Below are 22,189 nucleotides of genomic sequence, written 5' to 3'. Positions count from 1 at the left end.
TCAGAACGACGCCTTCACCGCGTCCAGCATCTCGGCCACCGAGCCGGCCGGGTCGGTGACCGGGAACTGGACGGCCCGGATCGTCGCCCGCTCGTCCACGAGCAGCGTCAGGCGCTTGAACCGGTCCGTACCCCCGGCGCGGAAGGTGGGCAGGCGCAGGCTCGCCGCGATCCTGCCGTCCTGGTCCGAGAGCAGGGGAAACGGCAGCCGGGCGTGCTCGGCGAAGGCTTCCAGCTGGTCCGGGCGCTGGGTGCTCACACCGGTTATGCGTACGCCGTGGGCCGCGAACTCGTCCGCCCGGGCCGCGTACGTCGCCGACTCCAGCGTACAGCCGGCCGCGCCCGGAATGTCCGTCCAGCCGGGGGGATAGCCCTGCGCGCCGGGGGCGTACGCGCCGGGGAAGAAGTACAGAACAGTGGGCGCCTCGACGGTGAACGCGGGGATGCGGTGGCCGTTGAGCCCGTGGACGCGGCGCGCCTCGGCGGAGGTCGGCGCGGCCGTGGCGGTCAGCGAGCCGTCACCCATCACGTGCCGCGTACCCCAGTCCTGCAGCGCGATGAGCACCGGCAGCAGGCCCTCGCCCTTGTCCGTCAGCAGGTAGTCGTAGCGCGGCGGGCGGTCCGAGTACGCGGCGCGGCGGAGCACGCCGTGCGCGACGAGGCTCCCGAGCCGTTCGCTGAGCGCGCGGCGGCTCATGCCGAGCTCGCGCTGCAGGGCGTCGAAGCGGGTCACGCCGCCGGCGACGTCGCGCACGATGAGGAACGTCCACCAGTCGGTGAGCACGCCAAGGGCCTGCGAGATGCCGCAATCGGCATCTATGGGATCGACCTGGCGCACGCCGCTCACTATAGTCCGTTCCAAAGTGAAACTCACTGGAACGGGGCGGGGACCGTGAGCGTGTTCTGGCGGTGGTGGACGGCCGGTACGACCAGCAGCCTGGGCTCGGCCATCGGGGGCGTGGCACTGCCGCTGACCGCGCTCGCGGTCCTCGACGCGACGCCGTTCGAGATGGGCCTGATCGCCGCCGCGGGCTTCGCCGCCTGGATCGTCATCGGGCTCCCGGCGGGCGTGATCGTGCAGCGGCTCCCGTTGCGCGGCGCCCAGGTCGGTGCCGATCTGGCCCGCGCCGCGGCGGTGGGATCGGTGCCGCTCGCGTGGTGGTGGGGCCACCTGACCGTCACGCACCTCGTGGTGACCGCGCTGGTGGTCAGCTTCGCCAACGTGATCTTCGACGTCGCGAACATGACGTTCCTGCCGGAGATCGTCGACCGCGACCAGCTGCAGTCCCGCAACAGCCTGACCTCGGGTACGCACGCAGCGACGCAGCTGGGTGGCCCGTCCCTGGGCGGCCTCGCCGTGCAGGCGCTCGGCGCCGTACCGACGATGCTGGTCGACGCCGTCAGCTATCTCGTCTCGGCGGCCCTGCTCCGCACCCTGCCCGCCCGGCGCGTGGACCGCCCCGACCGGTGGCCGCCGGTGGGCGAGATGATCCGCGAGGGGTTCGGGTTCGTCGTCCGGCATCCCGCGATGGGGCCGGGCATGTGGGCCGCCGCGGCGGTCAATTTCGTCTGCGGCGCCCAGCTCGCCCTGTACCCGCTCTACCTCGTCCGCGAGCTGCACACCGCACCCGGCCTCGTCGGGGTACTGCTGGCCGCGGACGGGGTGGGTTCGCTGGCCGGCGCCGCCCTGACCACCCGGTTCACCGACGCCGTCGGCACGGCTCGGGGCCTGATCCTCGCCGGATTCGCCTCCTCGGCCGGCGCGCTGCTGGTGCCGTGGGGCAACGGGCTGGGCGCGTACGCGGCTTTCGTCGTCGGCAACCTCGTCTTCTCGGCCGGCGTGGTGGTGCTCAGCGTCACCACCCGCACGTACCGGCAGATCGCCAGCCCGCCCGAGCTGCTCAGCCGCGTGATGGCCACCGTACGGTTCGTCACCTGGGGTGTCATCCCCGTCGGTGGTCTGGCTGCGGGCGCGCTCGCCGGCCCGATCGGCGCCCGGTGGACGCTGCTCGCCCTGGCCGCGGTGACCCTGTGCGCCCCCGCCGCCTGGCTCCTGTCGCCGGTACGCGGCCTGCGCGACCTGACCGATGTCGCCCTGCCCGCAGCGGTCCGGTAGTGCGTACGGAAAAACGGGCCGTCCCTCGCGGGACGGCCCGTTCTCGTGGTGCTGGGAGGGGTGGACTCAGAAGTCCATGTCCCCGCCGCCCGGGGCACCGGCCGGAGCCGGGTTCTTCTCGGGCTTGTCGGCCACGACGGCCTCGGTGGTGAGGAACAGCGCGGCGATCGACGCGGCGTTCTGCAGCGCCGAACGGGTGACCTTGGCCGGGTCGATGATGCCCGCGGCCAGCAGGTCGACGTACTCGCCGGTCGCGGCGTTGAGGCCGTGACCCGCCTCGAGGTTGCGCACCTTCTCCACCACGACGCCGCCCTCGAGGCCGGCGTTCACGGCGATCTGACGCAGCGGGGCGTCGAGCGCGATCTTCACGATCTGCGCGCCGGTCGCCTCGTCGCCGACCAGGTCCAGCTTGTCGAACGCGGTCTTGCCGGCCTGCACCAGCGCGACGCCACCACCGGGCACGATGCCCTCCTCGACGGCCGCCTTCGCGTTGCGAACGGCGTCCTCGATGCGGTGCTTGCGCTCCTTGAGCTCGACCTCGGTGGCCGCGCCGACCTTGATGACCGCAACGCCGCCGGCCAGCTTGGCCAGGCGCTCCTGCAGCTTCTCGCGGTCGTAGTCGGAGTCCGACTTCTCGATCTCGGCGCGGATCTGGTTGACCCGGCCCTGGATCTGCTCGGCGTTGCCGGCACCGTCGACGATGGTGGTCTCGTCCTTGGTGATGACGACCTTGCGGGCCTGGCCCAGCAGGCTCAGGTCGGCGGCGTCGAGCTTGAGGCCGACCTCCTCGCTGATGACCGTGCCGCCGGTGAGGATGGCGATGTCGTCCAGCATGGCCTTGCGGCGGTCACCGAAGCCCGGGGCCTTGACGGCGACGGACTTGAAGGTGCCACGGACCTTGTTGACGACCAGGGTCGCCAGGGCCTCGCCCTCGACGTCCTCGGCGATGATGACCAGCGGCTTGCCGCCCTGCATGACCTTCTCCAGCACGGGGAGCAGGTCCTTCACGGCGGAGATCTTGCTGTTCGCGATGAGGATGTACGGGTCGTCGAAGACGGCCTCCATCCGCTCCGCGTCGGTCATGAAGTACGCCGAGATGTAGCCCTTGTCGAAGCGCATGCCCTCGGTGAGCTCCAGCTCGAGCCCGAAGGTGTTGCTCTCCTCGACGGTGATGACGCCTTCCTTGCCGACCTTGTCCATGGCCTCGGCGATGATCTCGCCGACCGTGGAGTCGCCCGCGGAGATGGAGGCGGTGGAGGCGATCTGCTCCTTGGTCTCCACGTCCTTGGCGATCTGGGTGAGGCCCTCGGAGACGCTCGCCACGGCGGCCTCGATGCCCCGCTTCAGGGCCATCGGGTTCGCACCGGCCGCGACGTTGCGCAGACCCTCACGGACCAGCGCCTGGGCGAGGACGGTCGCCGTCGTCGTGCCGTCACCGGCGACGTCGTCGGTCTTCTTGGCGACCTCCTTGACCAGCTCGGCGCCGATCTTCTCGTAGGGGTCCTCGAGCTCGATCTCCTTGGCGATCGACACACCATCGTTGGTGATGGTGGGCGCGCCCCACTTCTTCTCGAGCACGACGTTGCGACCCTTGGGGCCGAGCGTCACCTTGACGGCGTCGGCGAGCTGGTTCATGCCCCGCTCGAGGCCGCGACGCGCTTCCTCGTCGAATGCGATGATCTTGGCCATACGGCTGTGTCCTCCTGGACATCCGCGGTGCCGGGCCTCGTCGGCCCCGCCCTCCGCACGTTGAGGAACTCTGCGGACGTCGCCACCTGGCGATGCGACGTCCTCAGGTCGAGCCGGATAGCCCGCGACGACCGGTCCCGTGCCCGGCGCCGATGGCGGCGCCGCAGCCGTGACCCCACCGTCCCGACCTGTTGGCACTCACACCTCGCGAGTGCCAATGACTTGTTTAGCACTCTGGTGGGGCGAGTGCAAGGACAACGGCCATGCCCGGGGCGGCTCTCGCGCCGGTCGCCCTGATCACGATGCGTGAACAATCCACCCGGGCGGGGGATGGCCTCCGCACGGTGCTCCGCGCTTGCATCAAGCCAGCATCCGGCGCCTCACCATGGCACCGGATCGCTACGTCAGTTACCGATATATGTGCACATATGACCGTTTTCGATCCGCGCGGATCAATGCTAAATTTCAGCACTGCCGCAGGCTGAAGCGGACAACAACAGGCTGTTGACATTGCCTGAAGCGCGCGGGAACAGATCGCGTGGCGCGGCACTGCGGGTGGTCGTTCTGACCGGATTGAGGAGTGAGCGGAGTGGACAACCGTACTGTCGGTGTGGACGGGCGCGCCCACCTACGGGAGGCGGGGGACCAGCAGATCCCTGCGCAACGATCACCCGGCAGCACCGAATCGGCGGACCACCGGCCGGTGCGTCCGGCCACCGCCACCCGGCCCCTGCTCAGCGTCGTGGTGCCCGCGCACGACATCGAGATCTACCTCGACGAGTGCCTGACGTCGCTCGCCCGGCAGACGTACCACAACCTCGAAGTCATCGTCGTGGACGACGGCTCGGTCGACGGCACCGGCGCGATCGCCGACCGGTGGGCCGCCCAGGACCCGCGTTTCAAGGCGATCCACCAGGTCGAGAGCGGGCCCGGCATCGCGCGCAACACCGGCATCGCGGCCGCCCAGGGCACCTTCCTGGCGTTCTGCGACGGTGACGACGTCGTGCCGTCGTACGCCTACGAGATGCTCATCAACACCCTGGACCACACCGGCTCCGACTTCGCCTGCGGCGCGGTCCGGCTGCTGACCTCCAAGGGCGCCACCCCGTCGGGCCTGCACACGGCGATCTTCAGCAGGACCGTGCTGCGCACCCACGTCCGCGAGCGGCACACCCTGCTCAAGGACCGCACGATGTGGAACAAGGTCTACCGTCGCCGGTTCTGGGACGAGAACGGGATCACCTTCCCGCCCGGCCTGCACGAGGACATCCCGCCGTCGCTGATCGCGCACGCCATGGCCACCACGGTCGACGTGCTGAACGTGCCGGTCTACTACTGGCGCCGCCGCGAGGCCGGCGAGCACTCGATCACGCAGCGCCGCAACGACTGGAGCACCACCGGCGACCGGTTCCGGGCCATCCACACGGTCACCACGTTCCTGGAGGACCACGGCCAGAACGACGTCAAGCAGGCGTACGACTACAACGTCCTGGTCGACGACTTCGCCATCGTGGCCCGCCAGCTGCCCGACGCCGACGCGGAGTTCCAGGCGGCGTTCATGCGCGAGGCCAAGCTGTTCCTCGCCCGCGTCTCCCCCGCCACCTTCGACAGCCTGCCCGCGAAGTTCAAGGTGCTCTGGCACCTCGTCCGCCAGGACAAGCTCGCCGAGGTCATCGAGGTGCTGCAGGCCAGCCGCCCCGGCATGGCCGTCGGCACCAAGCACGAGGGCAGCAAGCGCTACGCCGAGCTGCCCTTCCTCGACGACCCGACCGCCGGGGTCCCGCGCGAGTTCTACGATCTCGGCAAGGCGCCGTTCCGCAGCCGGGTCACGGATGTCTCCTGGCGGAACGGCAAGCTGGTCATCCGCGGTTACGCGTACGTGGACGGCACGGCCGCCAACTCCCGGTGGACCTCCGTGCGCGTCGTGCGCCTGCGGGACCGCGCGACCGGCCGTACGGTCACCCTGCCCGCGACCCCGCGCCGCGAGCCCGAGGCGACCGCCAGCTCCACCCGCCCCAACCAGTCGTACGACTGGTCCGGCTTCGAGGTCACCATCGACCCGGTGGCCCTGCAGTCCGGCGGCCGCTGGAGCGAGGGCCGCTGGCAGATCGCGGTCGGCATCCTCTCCGGCACGAAGCTGCGCAAGGGCCGGCTCAAGGCCGCCCCGCTCCCGACCAAGCTGCGCCTCACCCCGCTGGCCCTGGACGCCTCCACCCAGCTGACCCCGGTGACCGACGGCACCTACCTCAACCTCCGCGTCGACAAGGTCACCGCCCGGGCGACCTCCATCACGTTCGACGACGACAAGCTGGTCATCGCGGGCACCATCCTCGGCGGTCAGCCGAGCGCCGGACGGATCCGGCTGTGCCGGATTCCCGACGTCGCCGACGCCCACGCGTCGGTGGAGTTCGGCGAGACCCGCAACGGCAGCACGCCGTTCCGGTCGGTCCTGGAGCTCAAGCAGCTGTTCGCCGACGCCGGTACGCCCGCCATGCCGCCGCCCGGCGGCCCGATGGACCGCTGGCGTATCCAGATCGGGTTCTTCAGCGGCGGCCAGCAGTCCGAGCACCTGCTCAGCGACAGCATCCCCGACGCCCGGGCGGCCGTGTTCGACCGTCACGTGTTCGTCCGGCGCACCGCCGCCGGCTTCCTGTGGCTGTGCGCCCGGCCCCAGGGCCCGGTGGCGAACACCGCGGAATGGGAACCGGACGGCACGCTGGTGCTGACCGGCGACTTCCGACCGGTCGACGGCCCGCCCCAGATCAAACTCCGGGCCCGCAGCGGCGGCGCCGAGGAGCGCCCGCTCGACGTCACCGTGGACGGTGACCGGTGGGTGGCGAGGTTCAACCCGAGCAAGGTCCCGTCCTGGGGCGACCTCATCGAGCTGCGGCCCGGACTCTGGGACCTCCTGGTCTCGCACACCGCCGACCGGCCCAACAGGCTGACCAACCTCATGGTGGCGAACGCCGTCCGGACGATGTGCCCGGCGTACTCCCCCGACGACCACCGTGAGTTCTTCCTGGAGCTGTCCGACGGCGACTTCGTGGCGCTGCGCGCGGGGCCGGTGCTCAACGTCGACGAGCGCGGCGCCTTCGCCCGTACCCAGCTGCGGGAGAAGCGGTCGCCGGCCATGCGCCGGAGCCCGCTGCGCGACGTCGTGCTGTACGAGTGCTTCGGCGGCCGGCAGTATTCGGACAGCCCGAAGCGCGTCCATGAGGAGATCCTCCGCCGTGGGCTGCAGTTCGACGCGCAGTACCTGACCGTCCGCGACGGGCAGGCACCCGTGCCGGACACGCTCACCCCGGCCCGGTTCGGCGGCATCGAGTGGTACGACGCGCTGGCCACCGCGCGCTACATCGTCACCAGTTCGCACCTGCCGGACTGGTTCGTCCGCCGCCCCGGCCAGGTGGTGGCGCAGATCTGGCACGGCACGCCACTCAAGCGGCTCGCGTACGACGCCGCCGACATCCGGCATGCCGACCGCAACTACCTGGACCACGTGGCCAAGGAGACGCCCAACTGGTCGTTCATGGTCTCGCCGAACAGGTTCAGCACGCCGATCTTCAAGCGCGCGTTCCGCTACGAAGGGGAGATGCTCGAGTCGGGCTACCCGCGCAACGACATCCTCTTCCGCAACGACCCGGCCACGATCGACGCCATCCGCCGGCGCGTCGGCGCGCCCGAGGGCAAACGCGTCGTCCTCTACGCCCCCACGTGGCGCGACGACGAGTTCTACGGGTCGGGCCGGTACAAGCTGTCGATGCACCTCGACCTGGCCGCCGCCCGCCGGATGCTGGGTGACGACCACGTCCTGCTGGTACGCCGCCACCCCAACGTGGTCGACCCCATGCCGGACGACGGCTCGGGCTTCGTCATCGACGTGTCCACGTACCCGGACATGGCCGACCTGCTGTGCATCACCGACGTCCTGGTCACCGACTACTCCTCGGTGATGTTCGACTTCGCCAACACCGGCCGGCCGATCCTGCTCTTCACGTACGACCTCGAGCACTACCGCGACAAGCTGCGCGGCTTCTACTTCGACTTCGAACACGAAGCCCCCGGCCCGCTGCTGATGACGTCCGAGGACGTGATCAAGTCGCTGGTGGAGATCGCGGTGGACCCGAACGCGTACGCCGACCAGCGCGCCGCCTTCAAGGAGCGCTTCTGCGACCTGGACGACGGCCACGCGACCGAGCGGGTGGTCGACCGGATGCTGCAGCTCGGAAACGACCTGCGCTCGGAACGCTGAGAACCGTCGCCGCCGCCCCGCCGCCCACCCGGGCCGGGGCGGCGGTGCTGTCCGGGCCACCTCCCGGCGGCGTTTTCCGGCTCGGCGCCCGCGGGCTTCCGGGGCCGTCGGTCGGCATCTCGCCATCCGGGTTGCCTGCCGCGCCCTCAGCGGGTAGGCAGGCAGCATGACCAGCACTTTGGCCCCCGCCGTCACCGTGCACCGGGTGACCCCGCAGGACGCGGCGCGGATGCGCGCGCTGCGGCTCGAGATGCTGGCCGACAGCCCGCTCGCGTTCCTGGAGACGCTCGCCCAGGCCGCGGCCCGGCCGCACGCCGACTACCGCCGGCGGATCATGCAGGCCTCGTCGGGCACCCAGCTGGCGCAGTTCGTCGCGGACCCGGGAGGCCGGCTGATCGGCCACGCCGGCGGCACGGTGCTGCCCGAGGAGCCGGCCGCCACGGTGGTCTTCGCCGTCTACATCACCCCCTCCCACCGCGGCCAGGGCGTGCTGGCCGCGCTGGTCGACGCGGTCGCGGAATGGTCGCTGACGGTGGGCCGGCGGGAACTGATGCTCGAGGTCGTGGTGGGCAACGACCGGGCGGTCCGGGCGTACGAGCGCCTCGGCTTCGAGGACACCGGCGTCCGCGTCCCGCACCCGGTCGTCCCCGGCCTCCGCGAACTCCAGATGCGGCGACGCGCATGACCGGCATCCCGCCCCGGGAACCGCCGCCGCCGATGGACCGGCCGCCGCTGCGACGGTGGCCGCTGGCCCGCTCGGTGCTCACCGCCGCGAACGGCACCACCCTGGTCGGGCTGGCGGTCGCGGTGCTCGCCGGCGCGAAGGTCCGCCGCGGCCGGCACGGCATCCTGGTGGCCGAGGGGTACCGGCGCCGCATGCCGCCGGCCACCTGCTTCACCGTCGGCTCGGTGATCATCACCCGCCGGACGGCCGACTGGTTGCTGCACGACAGCCGCGCGGAGCTGCTCGCCCACGAGAGCCGGCACGCGGGCCAGTACGCCGTCCTCGGCCCGCTGTTCTGGCCTGCTTACTGGGCGGCGTGCGGTTACTCGTGGCTGACGACCGGCACGTACGGCGCCCGCAACGCCTTCGAGCGGCACGCGGGCCTGGAGCGGGGCGGCTACGCCGACGCGCCGCTGCGCCCCTGGGTCCACAAACTGCGCCGCAGCCGCGCAACAGGCCCGGAGCCGCAAGGCCCGGAGCCGCAACGCCCGGAGCCGCAACGCCCGGAGCCGCAACGCCCGGAAGCAGGCGGCTGAGAGGCTCAGCGATTGAGAGGCTCAGCGGTTGACAAGGCCGACCCGGAAAGGGCCGGGAAAGTTTGGTCGGGAGGACACGCGCACAGCGCCTCCGGCACTGGGTCGTTGGGCCCCTAGGAGATTGTCGCCAAGCTCGTAGGTGGGGCCGCGTACGGCGTCGCGTCCTCCCGCGTAGAGCATCCTGCCGATCCCGGAACTCTCGCGCAAGCCCTCGCGGGAAGGAATTCTCGACGTACGGCAGGATGCCCGCTACAGCGAGTTATCCGAGCAGGCCGGCCTCGCGCGCGCCGCGCAGGGAGGGCTTGATCCGGTGGGTGGGGCCGACCTGGCCCTCGACCGCGTCGATCGTCTTGAGGCCCTCGCCGGTGTTGTAGACGACCGTCTCCTTCTCCGGGTCGAGCTTGCCGGAGGCCACCAGCTTCTTCAGGACCGCCACGGTGACGCCTCCCGCGGTCTCGGCGAAGACGCCGGTCGTGCGGGCCAGCAGGCGGATGCCCTCCCGGATCTCGTCGTCGTCGGCGTAGTCCATCCAGCCGCCGGTGCGCTCCACCGCCTCGATGGCGTACGCGCCCGCGGCCGGGTCGCCGATGTTGAGGCTCTTCGCGATGCCGGTGGGCTTCACGGGGATGATCTGGTCGGTGCCGTTGTGCAGCGCCGTGGCGATGGGGTTGCAGCCGGCGGACTGGGCGCCGAAGACGGTCCAGCCGCCCTCGGGCGCCTCGCACAGGCCGATCTCGACCAGCTCGCTGAACGCCTTGTCGACCTTGGTGAGCAGCTCGCCGGAGGCCATCGGGATGACGACCTGGGCGGGGATGCGCCAGCCGAGCTGCTCGGCGACCTCGTACCCGAGGGTCTTGGAGCCCTCGGCGTAGAACGGGCGCACGTTGACGTTGACGAACGCGGTGTCCTCGAACTCGTCGGTCTCCACGAGCTCGCCGCAGAGCCGGTTGACGTCGTCGTACGAGCCCTCGATGGCGACCAGGTCGCCGCCGTACACCGCGGAGGTGATGACCTTGCCGGGCTCGAGGTCGCTGGGGATGAAGACGATGCTGGGGACGCCGGCGCGGGCGGCGTGCGCGGCGACCGAGTTGGCCAGGTTGCCGGTGGAGGCGCAGGCGAAGCGGGAGAAGCCCAGCTCGCGGGCGGCCGTGAGGGCGACGGAGACGACCCGGTCCTTGAAGGAGTGGGTCGGGTTGGCGGAGTCGTCCTTGACCCACAGCGGCGCGCGCAGGCCGATCTCCGCGGCGAGGGCCGGGGCGCTGATCAGCGGGGTGAGGCCGGGGTCGAGGGTGACGCGGGTGGCGGGGTCCTGGCCGGCGGGCAGGAGCGCGGCGTAGCGCCAGATGTTCTGCGGGCCGGCCTCGATCTGCTCGCGGGTGACGGCGGCGAGGGCGGCGGGGTCGTACGCGACTTCCAGGGGGCCGAAACACTCGTAACACGCGTGCTGCGCGGCGAGGGGGAACTCGGTGCCGCAGCCGCGACAGACGAGCGCGCGGGCCGGGCTGGTGGTGTTGGCGGGGGCGTCGACCGTCGACGTCATAACGAGGCTCCTTCTCATCTTCCCCGGGCGCGGGATCACCGCGGTTCCGGGACGGAATTAGCACCTGCCGCGCGCTTGCCTCGTCATCGAGTCATGCGCGGTGGTTGCCGGGGCGTCGTCGGGCCGTATCCCTCAGCCCCTCTGGATGAGGTATTCAGTTGTGTTTCCAACACCTTACGTGGCCGCGCCGGAACGACAAGTCGGTTGTCCCGAGGTGTGAGCGAGGCGACCGGCGCGGGAAGTGCGCGCCGAGGTGGCACCGAGTGCATAGGGTGACGCACGTCATTCCCACTACGCTCCGGAGGTCCGGCGTGAGCGCCGTCCTTGAGATCCAGGGTCTGCAGAAGACCTATCGCAGCCGGAAGGGGGTACGCCGGGCGCTCGACGGCTTCGACATGGTCGTCGAGGCGGGGCAGGTGCACGGCTTCCTCGGCCCCAACGGCTCGGGCAAGACCACCACGCTGCGTACGCTGCTCGGCCTGATTCGGCCGAACGGCGGCCGGATGGCGATCCTCGGCCGGGAGGTTCCCCAGTCGCTGCCCGAGGTGGCCGGGTCGGTGGGCGCGATCGTGGAGAGCCCCCAGTTCTTCGGCAACTTCTCCGCGCGCGACACGCTGTCGCTGCTGGCCGACGCGGGCGGCGTCGAGCGGGTCCGGGTGGACGAGGTGCTGGAGCTGGTCGGGCTGCGGGACCGGGCCGGGGACCGGGTGAAGACGTACTCGCTGGGCATGAAGCAGCGCCTGGCCGTCGCCTCCGCGCTGCTGAAGAACCCGCGGCTGCTGATCCTGGACGAGCCGGCGAACGGCCTCGACCCGGGCGGCATCCGGGAGATGCGCACGCTCATGCGCACCCTCGCCGAGTCGGGGATGACGGTGGTGCTGTCCAGCCACATCCTGGGCGAGATCCAGCTGATCTGTGACTCCGTCACGATCATCGCGGCCGGTCGGCGGGTCGCGGCGGGTGCGGTCACGGACGTGCTGGCCCAGCACGCCACTTCTTCGGTACGCGTACGCCTGGAGTCGGCGAGCGACCTCACGGCCTCGGCCGGTGCACTGCGCGAGCTCGGCGCGCAGGTGGTCGTGGAGCACGACCACCTCATGGTCAGCGGCCTGGCGCAGCCCAGCGCCATCACCCGGGCGCTCGCCGCCCGCGAGGTCTACGTCGCCGAGCTGTCCCCGGTGTCGGTGGACCTCGAGAGCGTGTTCCTGGAGCTCACCGGCACCGCTCCGGTGGCCGGCGAGCACCGGCAGGTGGACCAGACGGTCATGGCCCAGGCGGGTCCGGCGCAGGGTGGGTGGGGACAGTGAGCCTGTACACGGCGGAGACCCGGCGGCTGACCAAGCGCCGCTTCACCCGGTTCTTCCTGATCGGCGTCGTGCTGCTGCTCGGTGCGATCGCGGCCGGCATGTTCCTGACGAACCACAAGAACACCCCGGAGGTGGTGGCCGCCGCGCAGGCGAAGGCCGACCGGGAGTTCCAGCAGGCGGTCGTGCAGGCCGAGGCCGAGCGCAAGGCCTGCGAGGCCCAGGCCCAGCCGGGCAACGACTGCTCGCAGATGTGGACGCCGACCCGCGAGGAATTCCAGGCTCAGTGGTACATGCCGCCGACCTTCAACTTCCGGAAGAACTTCGGCGACATGGTGACGACGCTCGCGGCGATCCTGGCGATGGCGGCGTTCGTGATCGGGGCGTCGTTCGTGGGCGCCGAGTGGAGCAGCGGCGGCATGATGAACCTGCTGCTGTGGCGGCCCCAGCGGCTCACGGTGCTGAACACGAAGCTGGCCGCGCTGCTCGCGGTGCTGACCGCCGTCACGGTGCTGCTCTCGGCCGTGTGGACGGGCGTGTTCGCGCTGGTGGCGAACCTGCGCGGCACGTTCGGCGGGATGACGTCCGGGGCGTGGCAGTCGATCCTGCTGATGGAGCTGCGCGGCCTGGTGATCGTGCTGGCCGCCGGGGCGCTGGGCTTCGGGCTGGCGTCGATCGGCCGGCACACCGCCGTGGCGATGGGCGTGGCGATCGGGGTCGTGGTGGTGCTCCAGGCCGGGCTCGGCACGGTGCTCGCCATGGCGCAGGTGAAGTACCTGGAGATGTACCTGGCCCCGACCTGGATCGCGGCCTGGATGAACAAGTCCGTGGAGCTGGTGGACTACAACGCGCCGTGCGTCGGCGCCGGGGGCACCTGCGAGCAGCCGACCCTGACGCTCACCTGGGGCATGGCCGGCGTCGGGCTGGTGGCCGTGCTCGCCCTCGTCGTGGGTACGGCAATGTGGACTCTCCGTAAGCGAGACATCACCTGAGGTAACGTGCGGAGGAAGGCGCGCGGCGGGGATCGTCAGCTGTCACTATGGTGGCGGTCCCTGCCGCGCGGGACCTCCCACCACCTGCGAGGACTGCCATGCAACCCGACGCCGCCACGAACGAGCAGCACGTCCCGGCACCCCGCGAGGCCGACGAGGCGCCGGCGCTCAGCGAGCGCGACCGGCAGATCCTCGCCTTCGAGCAGAAGTGGTGGAAGCACGCCGGCAGCAAGGAGCAGGCCATCCGCGACTCGTTCGGCCTCTCCTCGACCCGCTACTACCAGCTGCTCAACGGCCTGCTGGACAACCCCGCGGCGCTGGAGCACGACCCCGTCCTGGTCGGACGCCTGCGCCGGCTCCGCTCCACGAGGGCACGCACCCGCCGCCGTTAGCCCGCCGCGTGCGTCGACGCGTACGCCTCCAGCCACGCCACCTGCACCGGGTCCAGGGACGGCCGTACCCGCTTCCGGGCGGCCGCCACGTGCTCGGCCGTGACCGTGGTCGCCTCCAAGGACTCCCGCATCGCCGTCAGCGCCGCCTCCCGGATGAGCGCCGCGCAGTCGGCCGCGGAGAAGCCGTCCAGGTCGGCGCCGAGCGCGTCGAAATCCACGGCCTCGTCCAGCGGCACCGACTTCGACGACGCCCGCAGGATGGCCGCGCGGGCCTCACCGTCCGGGGGCGGGACGAAGACGAGCCGTTCGAGGCGGCCCGGCCGCAGCAGCGCCGGGTCGATCAGGTCGGGCCGGTTCGTCGCCCCGATCACCACGACGTTGCGCAGCGACTCCACCCCGTCCAGCTCGGTCAGCAGCGCCGCCACCACGCGGTCGGTCGTACCGCCGTCGGTGGCCTGGCCGCGGGTGGGGGCCAGCGCGTCGACCTCGTCCAGGAACACCAGGGTCGGCGCGGCCTCGCGGGCACGGCGGAACAGCTCGCGTACCGCCCGTTCACTGTCGCCGACCCACTTGCTCAGCAGCTCGGCGCCCTTGACCGACAGCACGTTGGCCTTGCCCGTACCCGCGATGGCCTTGACCAGGAAGGTCTTGCCGCAGCCGGGCGGGCCGTAGAGCAGCACCCCGCGCGGCGGCTGCACGCCGAGCCGGGCGAACGTGTCCGGGTACGTCAGCGGCCACAGCACCGACTCGGTGAGGGTTTGCTTGACCTCGACCATGTCGCCGACCTCGTCCAGCGTGACCTGGGCGACCTCCAGCGTGGACTCCGCCATGGAGGTCGGGCGCACCACGTCGAGCGCCGCCTCGAAGTCGTCCATCGCCACCGTCGGCGACTCCGCTTCCTTCTGCCGCAGGGCCGCGCGGACCCCGGCCTCGCGGGCCAGCGCGCCCAGGTCGGCGGCGACGAAGCCGGGCGTACGGCCCGCGACGTCGTCCAGCCGCACGTCCTCGGCCAGCGGCATCCCGCGGGTGAGCACCCGCAGTTGCTCCCGGCGCATCGCCGCGTCCGGCAGTGGTACGGCCAGCTGCACGGCGAGCAGATCCGGCGACCGCAGCGACGGGTCGACCGCCTCGGGCCGGCTCGTCGTGCACACCACGGCCGCCCCGGACGCGATGAGCTCGGCCACGATCTGGCGGAACACCGTGGACAGCGGCCCCGGCTCGTCCCGGGGGGCGAGCGCCTCCACGTCCGCGATCAGCAGCACCGCGGGGCCGCCGGCCCGGACGTCGCGGGCCAGGCCGCGCAGCCGGGTCGCCGCGGCGTCGTTGGTGAGCGCGGCCAGCTCCGGCCCCCACACCGGCAGCACGCCGGCCCCCAGGCTCGCCGCCACCGCGCGGACCAGGGCGGACTTGCCCGACCCGGCCGGACCGGAGACCAGCACGCCCAGCGACACGGTGGTGCCGAGGCGCCCGAGCACCTCGCGGTGGTGGAAGCCCAGGTCCAGCAGCTCGGTCAATTCCTGCGCCTGGGTCCTGAGGCCGGGCAGGTCGTCCACGCTGGGCGGCGGCATGTCCGGGTCGGTGGACGCGGGGTGCGCGGTGGCCAGTACTGGCTCGGCTTCCGGCCGTACGGTGGAGAACTGCCCGTCCTGCCACCCCACCACCGTGTCCATGGTGACCAGCGCGGCGTCCGCGCCCTCGACCGCGAGCACCTGCAGCAGCGTGCTCGTCCAGGCGTAGCCGACGCGGTTGGCGAGGCTGCGCCGGGCCGCCTCGACCAGCGACCGGTGCGCGGCCTCCGGCATCACGTCCTGCGGCAGCAGCGACACGTCGTCGCCGGCGGTGACGACCTTGCCGAGCAGGGCGAGGCGCAGCATCTCGGGCGAGACGATCGCGACGATCTCGGCCGGGCCGGTGAGCGCGACCCGGCGCGCCGCGACGACCGGCACCGGGGTGACCGTCACCTGGCCGCCGTCGCGAAGGCCCAGATTGCCGATGGTCAGGTCGTCGGCGTAGAGCAGCGCACGGCTCGCCCCCGGCTCGGCCTTCGCGGCGATGCCGGCGGTGCTGCGGCGCCCGGTCAGCCGCAGCGGATCGCCCGGGTTGATGGCGAGCGCGGCCATCACCTCCGGGTGCAGGCGCACGATGCCGCGGCGCGCGTCGAGGGCCGCCGGCCGTTGAGTGACGGTCAGCGTGAGGTCGTCTGGCACCGCGGGGCCCTTCCGTTTGGACAAGGGGACTAGGTTGACACGCTATCGCCGTCAGTCGCCCCGGGGAGGCACACACCATGAGGCACCGCCGCAGCGCCGCGCTCGTCGCAGCCGTCGCCGCTTTCGCTCTGCTCGGCACCGCCGCCTGCGGAGACGACTCCGACGACAAGGGCAAGCCGGCCTTCGTGCCGCCCAGCGGCTCCGCGAGCGCCCCGGCCGCCGGCGCCACGTCCGCGGCACCCGACGCCTCCGCCGCGCCGACCGGGACGCCCACCGAGGGCACGTCGTCGCAGAAGCCGCCGAAGAAGGGCGGCAAGGCGAACCAGGGACCGGTGGGCCGGCAGGGCGGCTGATCAGGTTCACAGCTCCCGCTCAGCGGCACGCGGATAGCGTTGCCGCATGTCTCTGCCCTCGCGGCTGTGCCTGCCCGCAGCGGAAAACTGAATATGAACCCCTTCAAAGGCCGCGCCCTCCCCCGGATGACCCGGCGCCGGGTCGTGGCGAGCGCGGCGGTCCTCGTGATCGTGGCCGCGCTGGTGACCTGGGCCGCGCTGCCCGAGCGGCACTCCTGGACCGCGACCGACCAGCGGATCACCGTACGGTCCGGGCCGTCGGGCACCGAGCCGGTCGACCTGGACACGCGCTTCTACCTGCCGAAGGACCGGGACGGGAAGGTGCCGGCGGTGCTCCTGGCACACGGCTTCGGGGGTACGAAGGACTCGGTCGACGACGACGCGGAGTCGCTGGCCGACCGCGGGTACGCCGTCCTCACCTGGACCGCCCGCGGCTTCGGGGCCAGCGGCGGCGAGATCCACCTGGACAGCCCGGACTACGAGGTCAAGGACGCGCAACGCCTGCTCGACTGGCTGGCCGCCCGGCCCGAGGTGCGCACCGACGCCGCGGGCGACCCTCGGGTGGGCGTGGTCGGCGGCTCGTACGGCGGCGCGCTCGCCCTGCTGCTGGCCGGCCAGGACCCGCGTGTCGACGCGATCGTGCCCCTGATCACCTGGAACGACCTCGGGAAGTCGTTCTTCCCGCAGTCGGCGGACGGTGTCACGGCGCCCGGTGTGTTCAAGAAGAGCTGGGCCGGGCTGTTCTTCGGAAACGGCTCGTCGTCGCCGGTCGGCGGCCCGCCCCGCGCACAGGGCGATCCGGCGTGCGGCCGGTTCGCCGCCGACGTGTGCGCCGCCTACCTGAAGATGGCGACCACCGGCGCGCCGGATGCCGCCACCACCGCGCTGCTGCGCCGGTCGAGCCCGGACACTGCGCTCGCTCGGATCAAGGCGCCCACGCTGCTGATCCAGGGCGCGGTCGACACGCTCTTCCCGCTCTCCGAGGCGGACGCGAACGCGCGGGGCATCGCGGCGGCCGGGACCCCCGTACGCGTGGCCTGGTTCACCGGCGGGCACGACGGCGGCCAGGGCCCGCAGACCGACCAGGACCGGACGAAGTTCCTCACCGCCCAGTGGCTCGACCACTACGTCAAGGGTGAGGGCGCCGCGCCGGAGAACAGCTTCACGTACTCGCGGGTGGCCGGGTTCAGCGCCCTGGACCGCGGGCTCGTCACCAACGGCTACTCGGATCCCGCATACCCGGGGCTGGCGGGGAGCGGGCGTACCGAGGTCACGGTCAGCGGGCCGGCGCAGCCGATCGCCAACCCGCCCAACGGCAACCCCGGCGCGCTGTCGTCGTTGCCCGGCGTCGGCAGCCAGCTCAGCTCGCTGATCGGCGGCGTCGCGGGCGACCTCGGCGGCCAGCACGCGACGTTCGAGTCGGCGCCGCTGACCACCGCGGCCGAGGTCGTCGGCGCGCCCACGGTGCGGCTGCGGGTGGCCTCGCCGACCGGCTCGGCGACGGTGTTCGTCAAGCTCTACGACGCGGATCCGAACGGTACGGCCACGCTCAGCGGCGGCCTGATCGCTCCGGTGCGGCTCACCGGCCTGCCGAAGGACATCGCGGCCGCGCAGCCGGTGACGGTCACGCTGCCGGCGATCGTGCGGCGCATCGACGCGGGGCACACCGTACGCGTCGTCGTCGCCACGTCCGACCAGGCGTTCCTCACCCCCGCCGACCCCGCCGTCTACACCGTCGCGGTGGAACCGGCGGTGACGCTGCCGACCGTGGTGGGCACCCCCATCGCCAACCCGCAGGTCGTGTGGCGGTGGGTGCTGCTCGGTGTGCTCGCGGCGATCATCCTCGGCGTCGTGGCGGTGCTGCTCGTACGCCGCCGCCGGGAAGCGCCGCCGGTCGCCGAGTTCGCCGACACGCCGCTGGTCGTGCGGGGGCTGCGGAAGGCGTACGGGGACGGCTTCGTGGCCGTCGAGCAGGTGGACTTCCGCGTCGAACGGGGCCAGGTCGTCGGCCTGCTGGGCTCCAACGGAGCGGGCAAGACCACGACGCTGCGGGTGCTCATGGGCCTGACGATGCCGACCTCCGGCGACGCGCTGGTGTTCGGCCGCAGGCTCACCCCGGGCGCGCCGATCCTGTCGCGCGTCGGTGCGCTGGTCGAGGGGCCGGGCTTTCTGCCGCACCTCAGCGGGTACGAGAATTTGCGGGCGTACTGGCAGGCGACGGGCCGGCCCGAGGCGGACGCGCGCTTCGAGGAGGCGCTCGAGATCGCCGGTCTGGGCGACTCGGTGCACCGCCGGACGAAGAACTACAGCCACGGCATGCGCCAGCGGCTCGCGATCGCCCAGGCGATGCTCGGCCTGCCGGAGCTGCTGGTCCTCGACGAGCCGACGGACGGGCTCGACCCGCCGCAGATCGCCGAGATGCGCCGGGTGCTGCGGCGGTACGCCACCGACGGACGGGCGGTGCTGGTCTCCAGCCACCTGCTCGCCGAGGTGGAGCAGACCTGTACGCACGCGGTGGTGGTCAACAAGGGCCGGATCGTGGCGGCCGGGCCGGTGTCGGACATCGTGGGTGAGTCGCCGTCGGTGCAGCTCTCCGTCTCCGACGTCTCCGCGGCGACCTCCGTGCTGGAGACGCTCAACGTCCGCGGGGTGAAGCAGGACGGCGCCTCCGACCTGATCGTCGACATGAACGGCACGCCCCGCGAGGAGGTGGTGGCGTCCCTGGTCCGCGCCGGCGTCGGCGTCGACCGGGTGGTGCCCCGCCGCCGCCTCGAGGACGCGTTCCTCGCCCTGGTGGGCGACAACTCCCGGGGAAGTGGGGACCGATGAGCAGCGCAGCCACCGGCTACCGGCCGTCCGCCACGCTCCCGATCCGGGCCGAGATCCGGCGGCAGGCCTCGCGGCGGCGTACCCAACTGGCCCTGGGTTTCATGGTTCTGCTGCCGTTGATCGTGCTGCTGGCGTTCGAGTTCGGCGGCGGCAACGACGACGACAACGGCGGCGGGGCGTTCTCGTCGCTGGTCGACCTGGCCACGTCGGGCGGCCTCAACTTCGCGCTCTTCGCGATCTTCGTGTCGGCCGGCTTCCTGCTCGTGGTGGTCGTGGCCCTGTTCTGCGGCGACACGGTGGCGTCGGAGGCGAGCTGGGGCAGCCTGCGCTACCTGCTGGCGATCCCGGTGCCCCGCGCCCGCCTGCTCGCCGTGAAGCTGGTGGTCGCGCTGGCCTACTCGCTGACCGCGCTGCTCACCCTCGCCGGCACGGCCCTGCTGGTCGGCACCCTCCGGTACGGCTGGCACCCGCTCGGCAGCACGGTGGCCGCGGAGATCCCGGCGGGTCAGGGCGTGCTGCGCCTGCTCGCGATCCTCGGCTACCTCGCGGTGACCCTGCTCGGCGTCGCCGGCCTGGCCTTCCTGCTGTCGGTGCTGACCGACGCGGCGCTCGGCGCGGTCGGCGGCGCGGTCCTGCTGTGGATCCTGTCCAGCATCCTCGACCAGATCACCGCGCTGGGCTCGGTCCGCAACTTCCTGCCCACCCACTACAGCGACGCGTGGCTCGGGCTGCTCTCCACGCCGATGCAGACCGACGACGTGGTCAAGGGCGCGATCTCGGCGGTCTGCTACGCGACGCTGTTCTGGTCGCTGGCGTTCTACCGCTTCACCCGCAAGGACGTGACGTCGTAGCCATGACCAAGACGGCTGCACACGGGGACCTCCGGATTGCCTATGAGGTGTTCGGGCCGGCCGGCGGTGAGCCGCTGCTGCTGATCAGCGCCACGGACGCGCAGATGGTCATGTACCCGGAGGAGTTCTGTGCGGGCCTGGTCGCGGCCGGCTTCCAGGTGGTGCGGTTCGACAACCGCGACGCCGGCCTGTCCACCCACCTCACCGGCGTACGGGCACCGGGACCGCTGGTGGCCGCCCTCCGACCGGCGAGAGCGCCGTACCGGCTGACGGACATGGCCGGCGATGTGGTGGCGGTCCTCGACGCGATGGGCTGGGAGTCGGCGCACGTCGCCGGCACGTCGATGGGCGGCATGATCGCGCAGACGGTCGCCATCGACCGCCCCGGACGGGTCCGCAGCCTCACGTCCCTGTCCTCCACCCCGTCGGTCCGCATCGGCACGCGACCCCCGCTCACAGTGCTGCGGGCGATGACCGCGCTGCTGGCCCGGCCGGTCCGCTCCGCCGAGGAGGCGGCCGACCGCGAGGTGGCGATCTACCGGCTGATGGGCTCGCCCGGCTACCCGCTGGACGAGGAGCTGGTGCGCTCGATCGGACGGGAGGCGTACGACCGCCACCCACCGGAACCCGAGGCGGGCCTTCGCCAGCGCGCGGCCGTCGCGGCGTCGGGAGACCGCCGGAAAGGGCTGGCCGGCCTGCGCATCCCCGCCCTCGTGATCCACGGCGACGCGGACGTGATGATGCGCCCGAAGGCGGGCCGGGCGACGGCGGCGGCCATCCCGGGGGCGCGGCTGGTCACGTACCCGGGCATGGGCCACGACCTCCCCCGCCCCCTCTGGCCGTCGGTCACCGAGGAGATCAGCCGCCTGCTTCGGCCGTAGAGCCCGGTAGGGTCGGTTCGTGACGATCGACGATCGCCTATCAACCCTGGAAGCGCTCTGGTCCGCCTGGGCGCAGCACGGCCGTGCCATGACCGAGGACCAGTGGCGACAGCCGACCAGGCTGGGCGACTGGGACATCCGGAGCCTCTACGCGCACGTTGCCTCCTGGCCGGAGATCCTGGCCGGGGTGACCGGCCGGGTGCGTGACGCCGAACCGGTCGCGCCCACCGCGGCCGCCCTGCTGCGGTACATCAACGCACCCGGCGGCCTGGCCCACAGCGAGCGGAACCGGGTGGCGGAGAACGCCCGGGCGGACGGCGCCCGGCAGAGCACCGCGCAGCTGATCGACGCATTCGCCGGCACCGGCTCCCGTGCGATCGCCGCCGCACGGCAGCTGGGCCCGGTGGTCGTCGACTACTTCGGGGCGCTGCTTCCGCTGGCCGAGGCCGTCAGCATCGGCATCGTGGAGGCGACCGTCCACCTGCTCGACCTGCAGCGCGCCCTGGGCCGCGAGCCGGACGTCCCCGCCGGAGGGCTGGCGCACACGACGGCGGTCCTCGTCGAGATGGCGCCGGCGGTCGACTTCATCGAGGCGGCGACCGGGCGGTCCACCGAGGCCCTGTTCCCGCTCCTGTCCTGACGGCTCACGCCGGGTCCGCGGCGCGGACCACGGAGAGGGCGACCTCGCGCTGGGCGTCGTGGGACTCGAGGCGGGCGACCAACGACGCCCGGACGTCCTCGTACGTGTCGCGCCCCAGCGGCAGCCGCAGCGGCGCCTCGGCGGAGTCCGCGGAGGCGATCATCTCCTCGACGATCCGGGCCGGGTCGTTGTCCAGCCGGAACGATCCGCCGGCGATCGCGCGGCGGGTGTCGCCCGCCGGGGTCGCGTCGTACTCCGGCATGGCCGGGGCGGTCGCCAGGCCCGCGCCGAAACCGGTCGGGGTCGCTCCCGGCTCCACGATCGTCAGCCCGATGCCGAACGGGGCGATCTCCCGCGCGATCGTCTCGCAGAAGCCCTCGATGCCCCACTTCGAGGCGTGGTAGAAGCCGAAGTTCGGGTACGTGGTCTGCCCGCCCGCCGACGACACCTGCAGGATGCGGCCGTGGCCCTGGGCGCGCAGGTGCGGCAGCGCAGCCCGGATCACGGCGATCGAGCCGACGAGGTTGGTGTCGAGGACCTGGCGAATCTGCTCGTCGGAGGCCTCCTCGACCGCGGCGAACAGCCCGTAGCCCGCGTTGTTCACCACGACGTCGATGCCGCCGAGCGCGTCGAACGCCGCGGCCACGACCTGCCGCACCGCCGCCGGGTCGGTGACGTCGAGGCGGGCGGTCCAGAGCAGATCGCCGTACGCCTCCCGCAGGTCGTCGAGGGCCTCGGGGCGGCGCAGCGTCGCGGCGACCCGGTCACCGCGGGCCAGGAGACGTTCGGTGAGGATGCGGCCGAAGCCGGAGGAGGTGCCGGTGATGAACCATGTCTTCGCCATGGCACCGACCGTATGAGCTCGAGTCGGCTCGAAGTCAACC

17 protein-coding genes and 1 riboswitch are annotated in these 22,189 nt (G+C 72.2%); of the genes, 12 read left to right on the top strand and 5 right to left on the bottom strand.

Translation table 11 applies throughout. The annotated features are described in order from the left end of the window. Nucleotides 1–837 carry a winged helix-turn-helix transcriptional regulator gene (locus tag IT780_RS05575; protein ID WP_199510314.1) on the bottom strand — a complete coding sequence of 279 codons (837 nt, stop codon included), beginning with the start codon at nt 835–837 and terminating at the stop codon, nt 1–3. Between the two features lie 54 nt (nt 838–891). Here IT780_RS05575 and IT780_RS05570 point away from each other — a divergent pair, with 54 nt between their 5' ends. Next, entirely contained in the window at nt 892–2,115 is a 1,224-nt protein-coding gene (locus IT780_RS05570; RefSeq protein WP_199510313.1) for an MFS transporter, read from the top strand. 66 nt (nt 2,116–2,181) lie between these two features. On the opposite strand, the gene groL is transcribed toward IT780_RS05570, so the two are convergent. Next, the gene (groL, locus tag IT780_RS05565) at nt 2,182–3,804 is read right to left on the bottom strand and encodes a chaperonin GroEL (protein WP_199510312.1); all 1,623 of its coding nucleotides are present in this window, start codon (nt 3,802–3,804) and stop codon (nt 2,182–2,184) included. A 589-nt stretch (nt 3,805–4,393) separates the two neighbouring features. Here groL and IT780_RS05560 point away from each other — a divergent pair. The 3 genes from IT780_RS05560 to IT780_RS05550 all read left to right on the top strand — a co-directional run bounded on the left by IT780_RS05560 (nt 4,394) and on the right by IT780_RS05550 (nt 9,316). Further along, entirely contained in the window at nt 4,394–8,056 is a 3,663-nt protein-coding gene (locus IT780_RS05560) for a bifunctional glycosyltransferase/CDP-glycerol:glycerophosphate glycerophosphotransferase (protein ID WP_199510311.1), read from the top strand. A 166-nt stretch (nt 8,057–8,222) separates the two neighbouring features. Then, complete coding sequence (locus IT780_RS05555) at nt 8,223–8,741, top strand: GNAT family N-acetyltransferase (RefSeq protein ID WP_199510310.1); 519 nt, start codon at nt 8,223–8,225, stop codon at nt 8,739–8,741. After that, the gene (locus tag IT780_RS05550; RefSeq protein ID WP_199510309.1) at nt 8,738–9,316 is read left to right on the top strand and encodes a hypothetical protein; all 579 of its coding nucleotides are present in this window, start codon (nt 8,738–8,740) and stop codon (nt 9,314–9,316) included. Before IT780_RS05555 ends, IT780_RS05550 begins: the two co-directional genes overlap by 4 nt. Before the next feature lie 259 nt (nt 9,317–9,575). On the opposite strand, the gene thrC is transcribed toward IT780_RS05550, so the two are convergent. After that, nucleotides 9,576–10,856: a threonine synthase gene (gene thrC, locus IT780_RS05545; protein ID WP_199510308.1), complete on the bottom strand. Its 1,281-nt coding sequence runs from the start codon at nt 10,854–10,856 to the stop codon at nt 9,576–9,578. An 11-nt stretch (nt 10,857–10,867) separates the two neighbouring features. Next, a riboswitch (SAM riboswitch) is annotated at nt 10,868–11,008 on the bottom strand. A 159-nt stretch (nt 11,009–11,167) separates the two neighbouring features. Between thrC and IT780_RS05540 the strand changes: the two genes are divergently transcribed. The 3 genes from IT780_RS05540 to IT780_RS05530 are packed head-to-tail and all read left to right on the top strand — an operon-like array spanning nt 11,168 to nt 13,544. Beyond that, nucleotides 11,168–12,163: an ATP-binding cassette domain-containing protein gene (locus IT780_RS05540; RefSeq protein WP_199510307.1), complete on the top strand. Its 996-nt coding sequence runs from the start codon at nt 11,168–11,170 to the stop codon at nt 12,161–12,163. Further along, a complete protein-coding gene (locus IT780_RS05535) occupies nt 12,160–13,152 on the top strand; it encodes an ABC transporter permease subunit (RefSeq protein ID WP_199510306.1) in 993 nt (330 codons plus the stop codon). Before IT780_RS05540 ends, IT780_RS05535 begins: the two co-directional genes overlap by 4 nt. Nucleotides 13,153–13,199: 47 nt before the next feature. After that, nucleotides 13,200–13,544, top strand: coding sequence for a DUF3263 domain-containing protein (locus IT780_RS05530; protein ID WP_372443610.1), 345 nt, complete (start codon nt 13,200–13,202; stop codon nt 13,542–13,544). Here the strand turns inward: IT780_RS05530 and IT780_RS05525 are convergent. After that, entirely contained in the window at nt 13,541–15,751 is a 2,211-nt protein-coding gene (locus IT780_RS05525) for an AAA family ATPase (protein WP_199510304.1), read from the bottom strand. The genes IT780_RS05530 and IT780_RS05525 overlap by 4 nt on opposite strands. Nucleotides 15,752–15,828: 77 nt before the next feature. Here IT780_RS05525 and IT780_RS05520 point away from each other — a divergent pair, with 77 nt between their 5' ends. From IT780_RS05520 to IT780_RS05500, 5 genes are all read left to right on the top strand, one after another. Then, nucleotides 15,829–16,104, top strand: coding sequence for a hypothetical protein (locus IT780_RS05520; RefSeq protein ID WP_199510303.1), 276 nt, complete (start codon nt 15,829–15,831; stop codon nt 16,102–16,104). A gap of 93 nt (nt 16,105–16,197) precedes the next feature. Next, nucleotides 16,198–18,933, top strand: coding sequence for an alpha/beta fold hydrolase (locus tag IT780_RS05515; RefSeq protein WP_199510302.1), 2,736 nt, complete (start codon nt 16,198–16,200; stop codon nt 18,931–18,933). Further along, entirely contained in the window at nt 18,930–19,784 is an 855-nt protein-coding gene (locus IT780_RS05510; protein ID WP_199510301.1) for an ABC transporter permease, read from the top strand. Before IT780_RS05515 ends, IT780_RS05510 begins: the two co-directional genes overlap by 4 nt. Nucleotides 19,785–19,786: 2 nt before the next feature. Beyond that, nucleotides 19,787–20,665 carry an alpha/beta fold hydrolase gene (locus tag IT780_RS05505; protein WP_233412255.1) on the top strand — a complete coding sequence of 293 codons (879 nt, stop codon included), beginning with the start codon at nt 19,787–19,789 and terminating at the stop codon, nt 20,663–20,665. 19 nt (nt 20,666–20,684) lie between these two features. Then, nucleotides 20,685–21,305: a maleylpyruvate isomerase family mycothiol-dependent enzyme gene (locus IT780_RS05500; protein ID WP_199510300.1), complete on the top strand. Its 621-nt coding sequence runs from the start codon at nt 20,685–20,687 to the stop codon at nt 21,303–21,305. Between the two features lie 4 nt (nt 21,306–21,309). Here the strand turns inward: IT780_RS05500 and IT780_RS05495 are convergent, their stop codons facing one another. Next, on the bottom strand, nt 21,310–22,149 hold the full coding sequence (locus tag IT780_RS05495) for an SDR family oxidoreductase (protein ID WP_199510299.1): 840 nt from the start codon (nt 22,147–22,149) through the stop codon (nt 21,310–21,312). Between the last annotated feature and the right edge of the window lie 40 nt (nt 22,150–22,189).

It is taken from the genome of Nucisporomicrobium flavum (assembly GCF_016464385.1).
Lineage (GTDB): Bacteria > Actinomycetota > Actinomycetes > Mycobacteriales > Micromonosporaceae > Actinoplanes > Actinoplanes flavus_A.
Note: the sequence above shows the minus strand (reverse complement) of the source record. Positions and strands in the feature narration are given on the sequence as shown.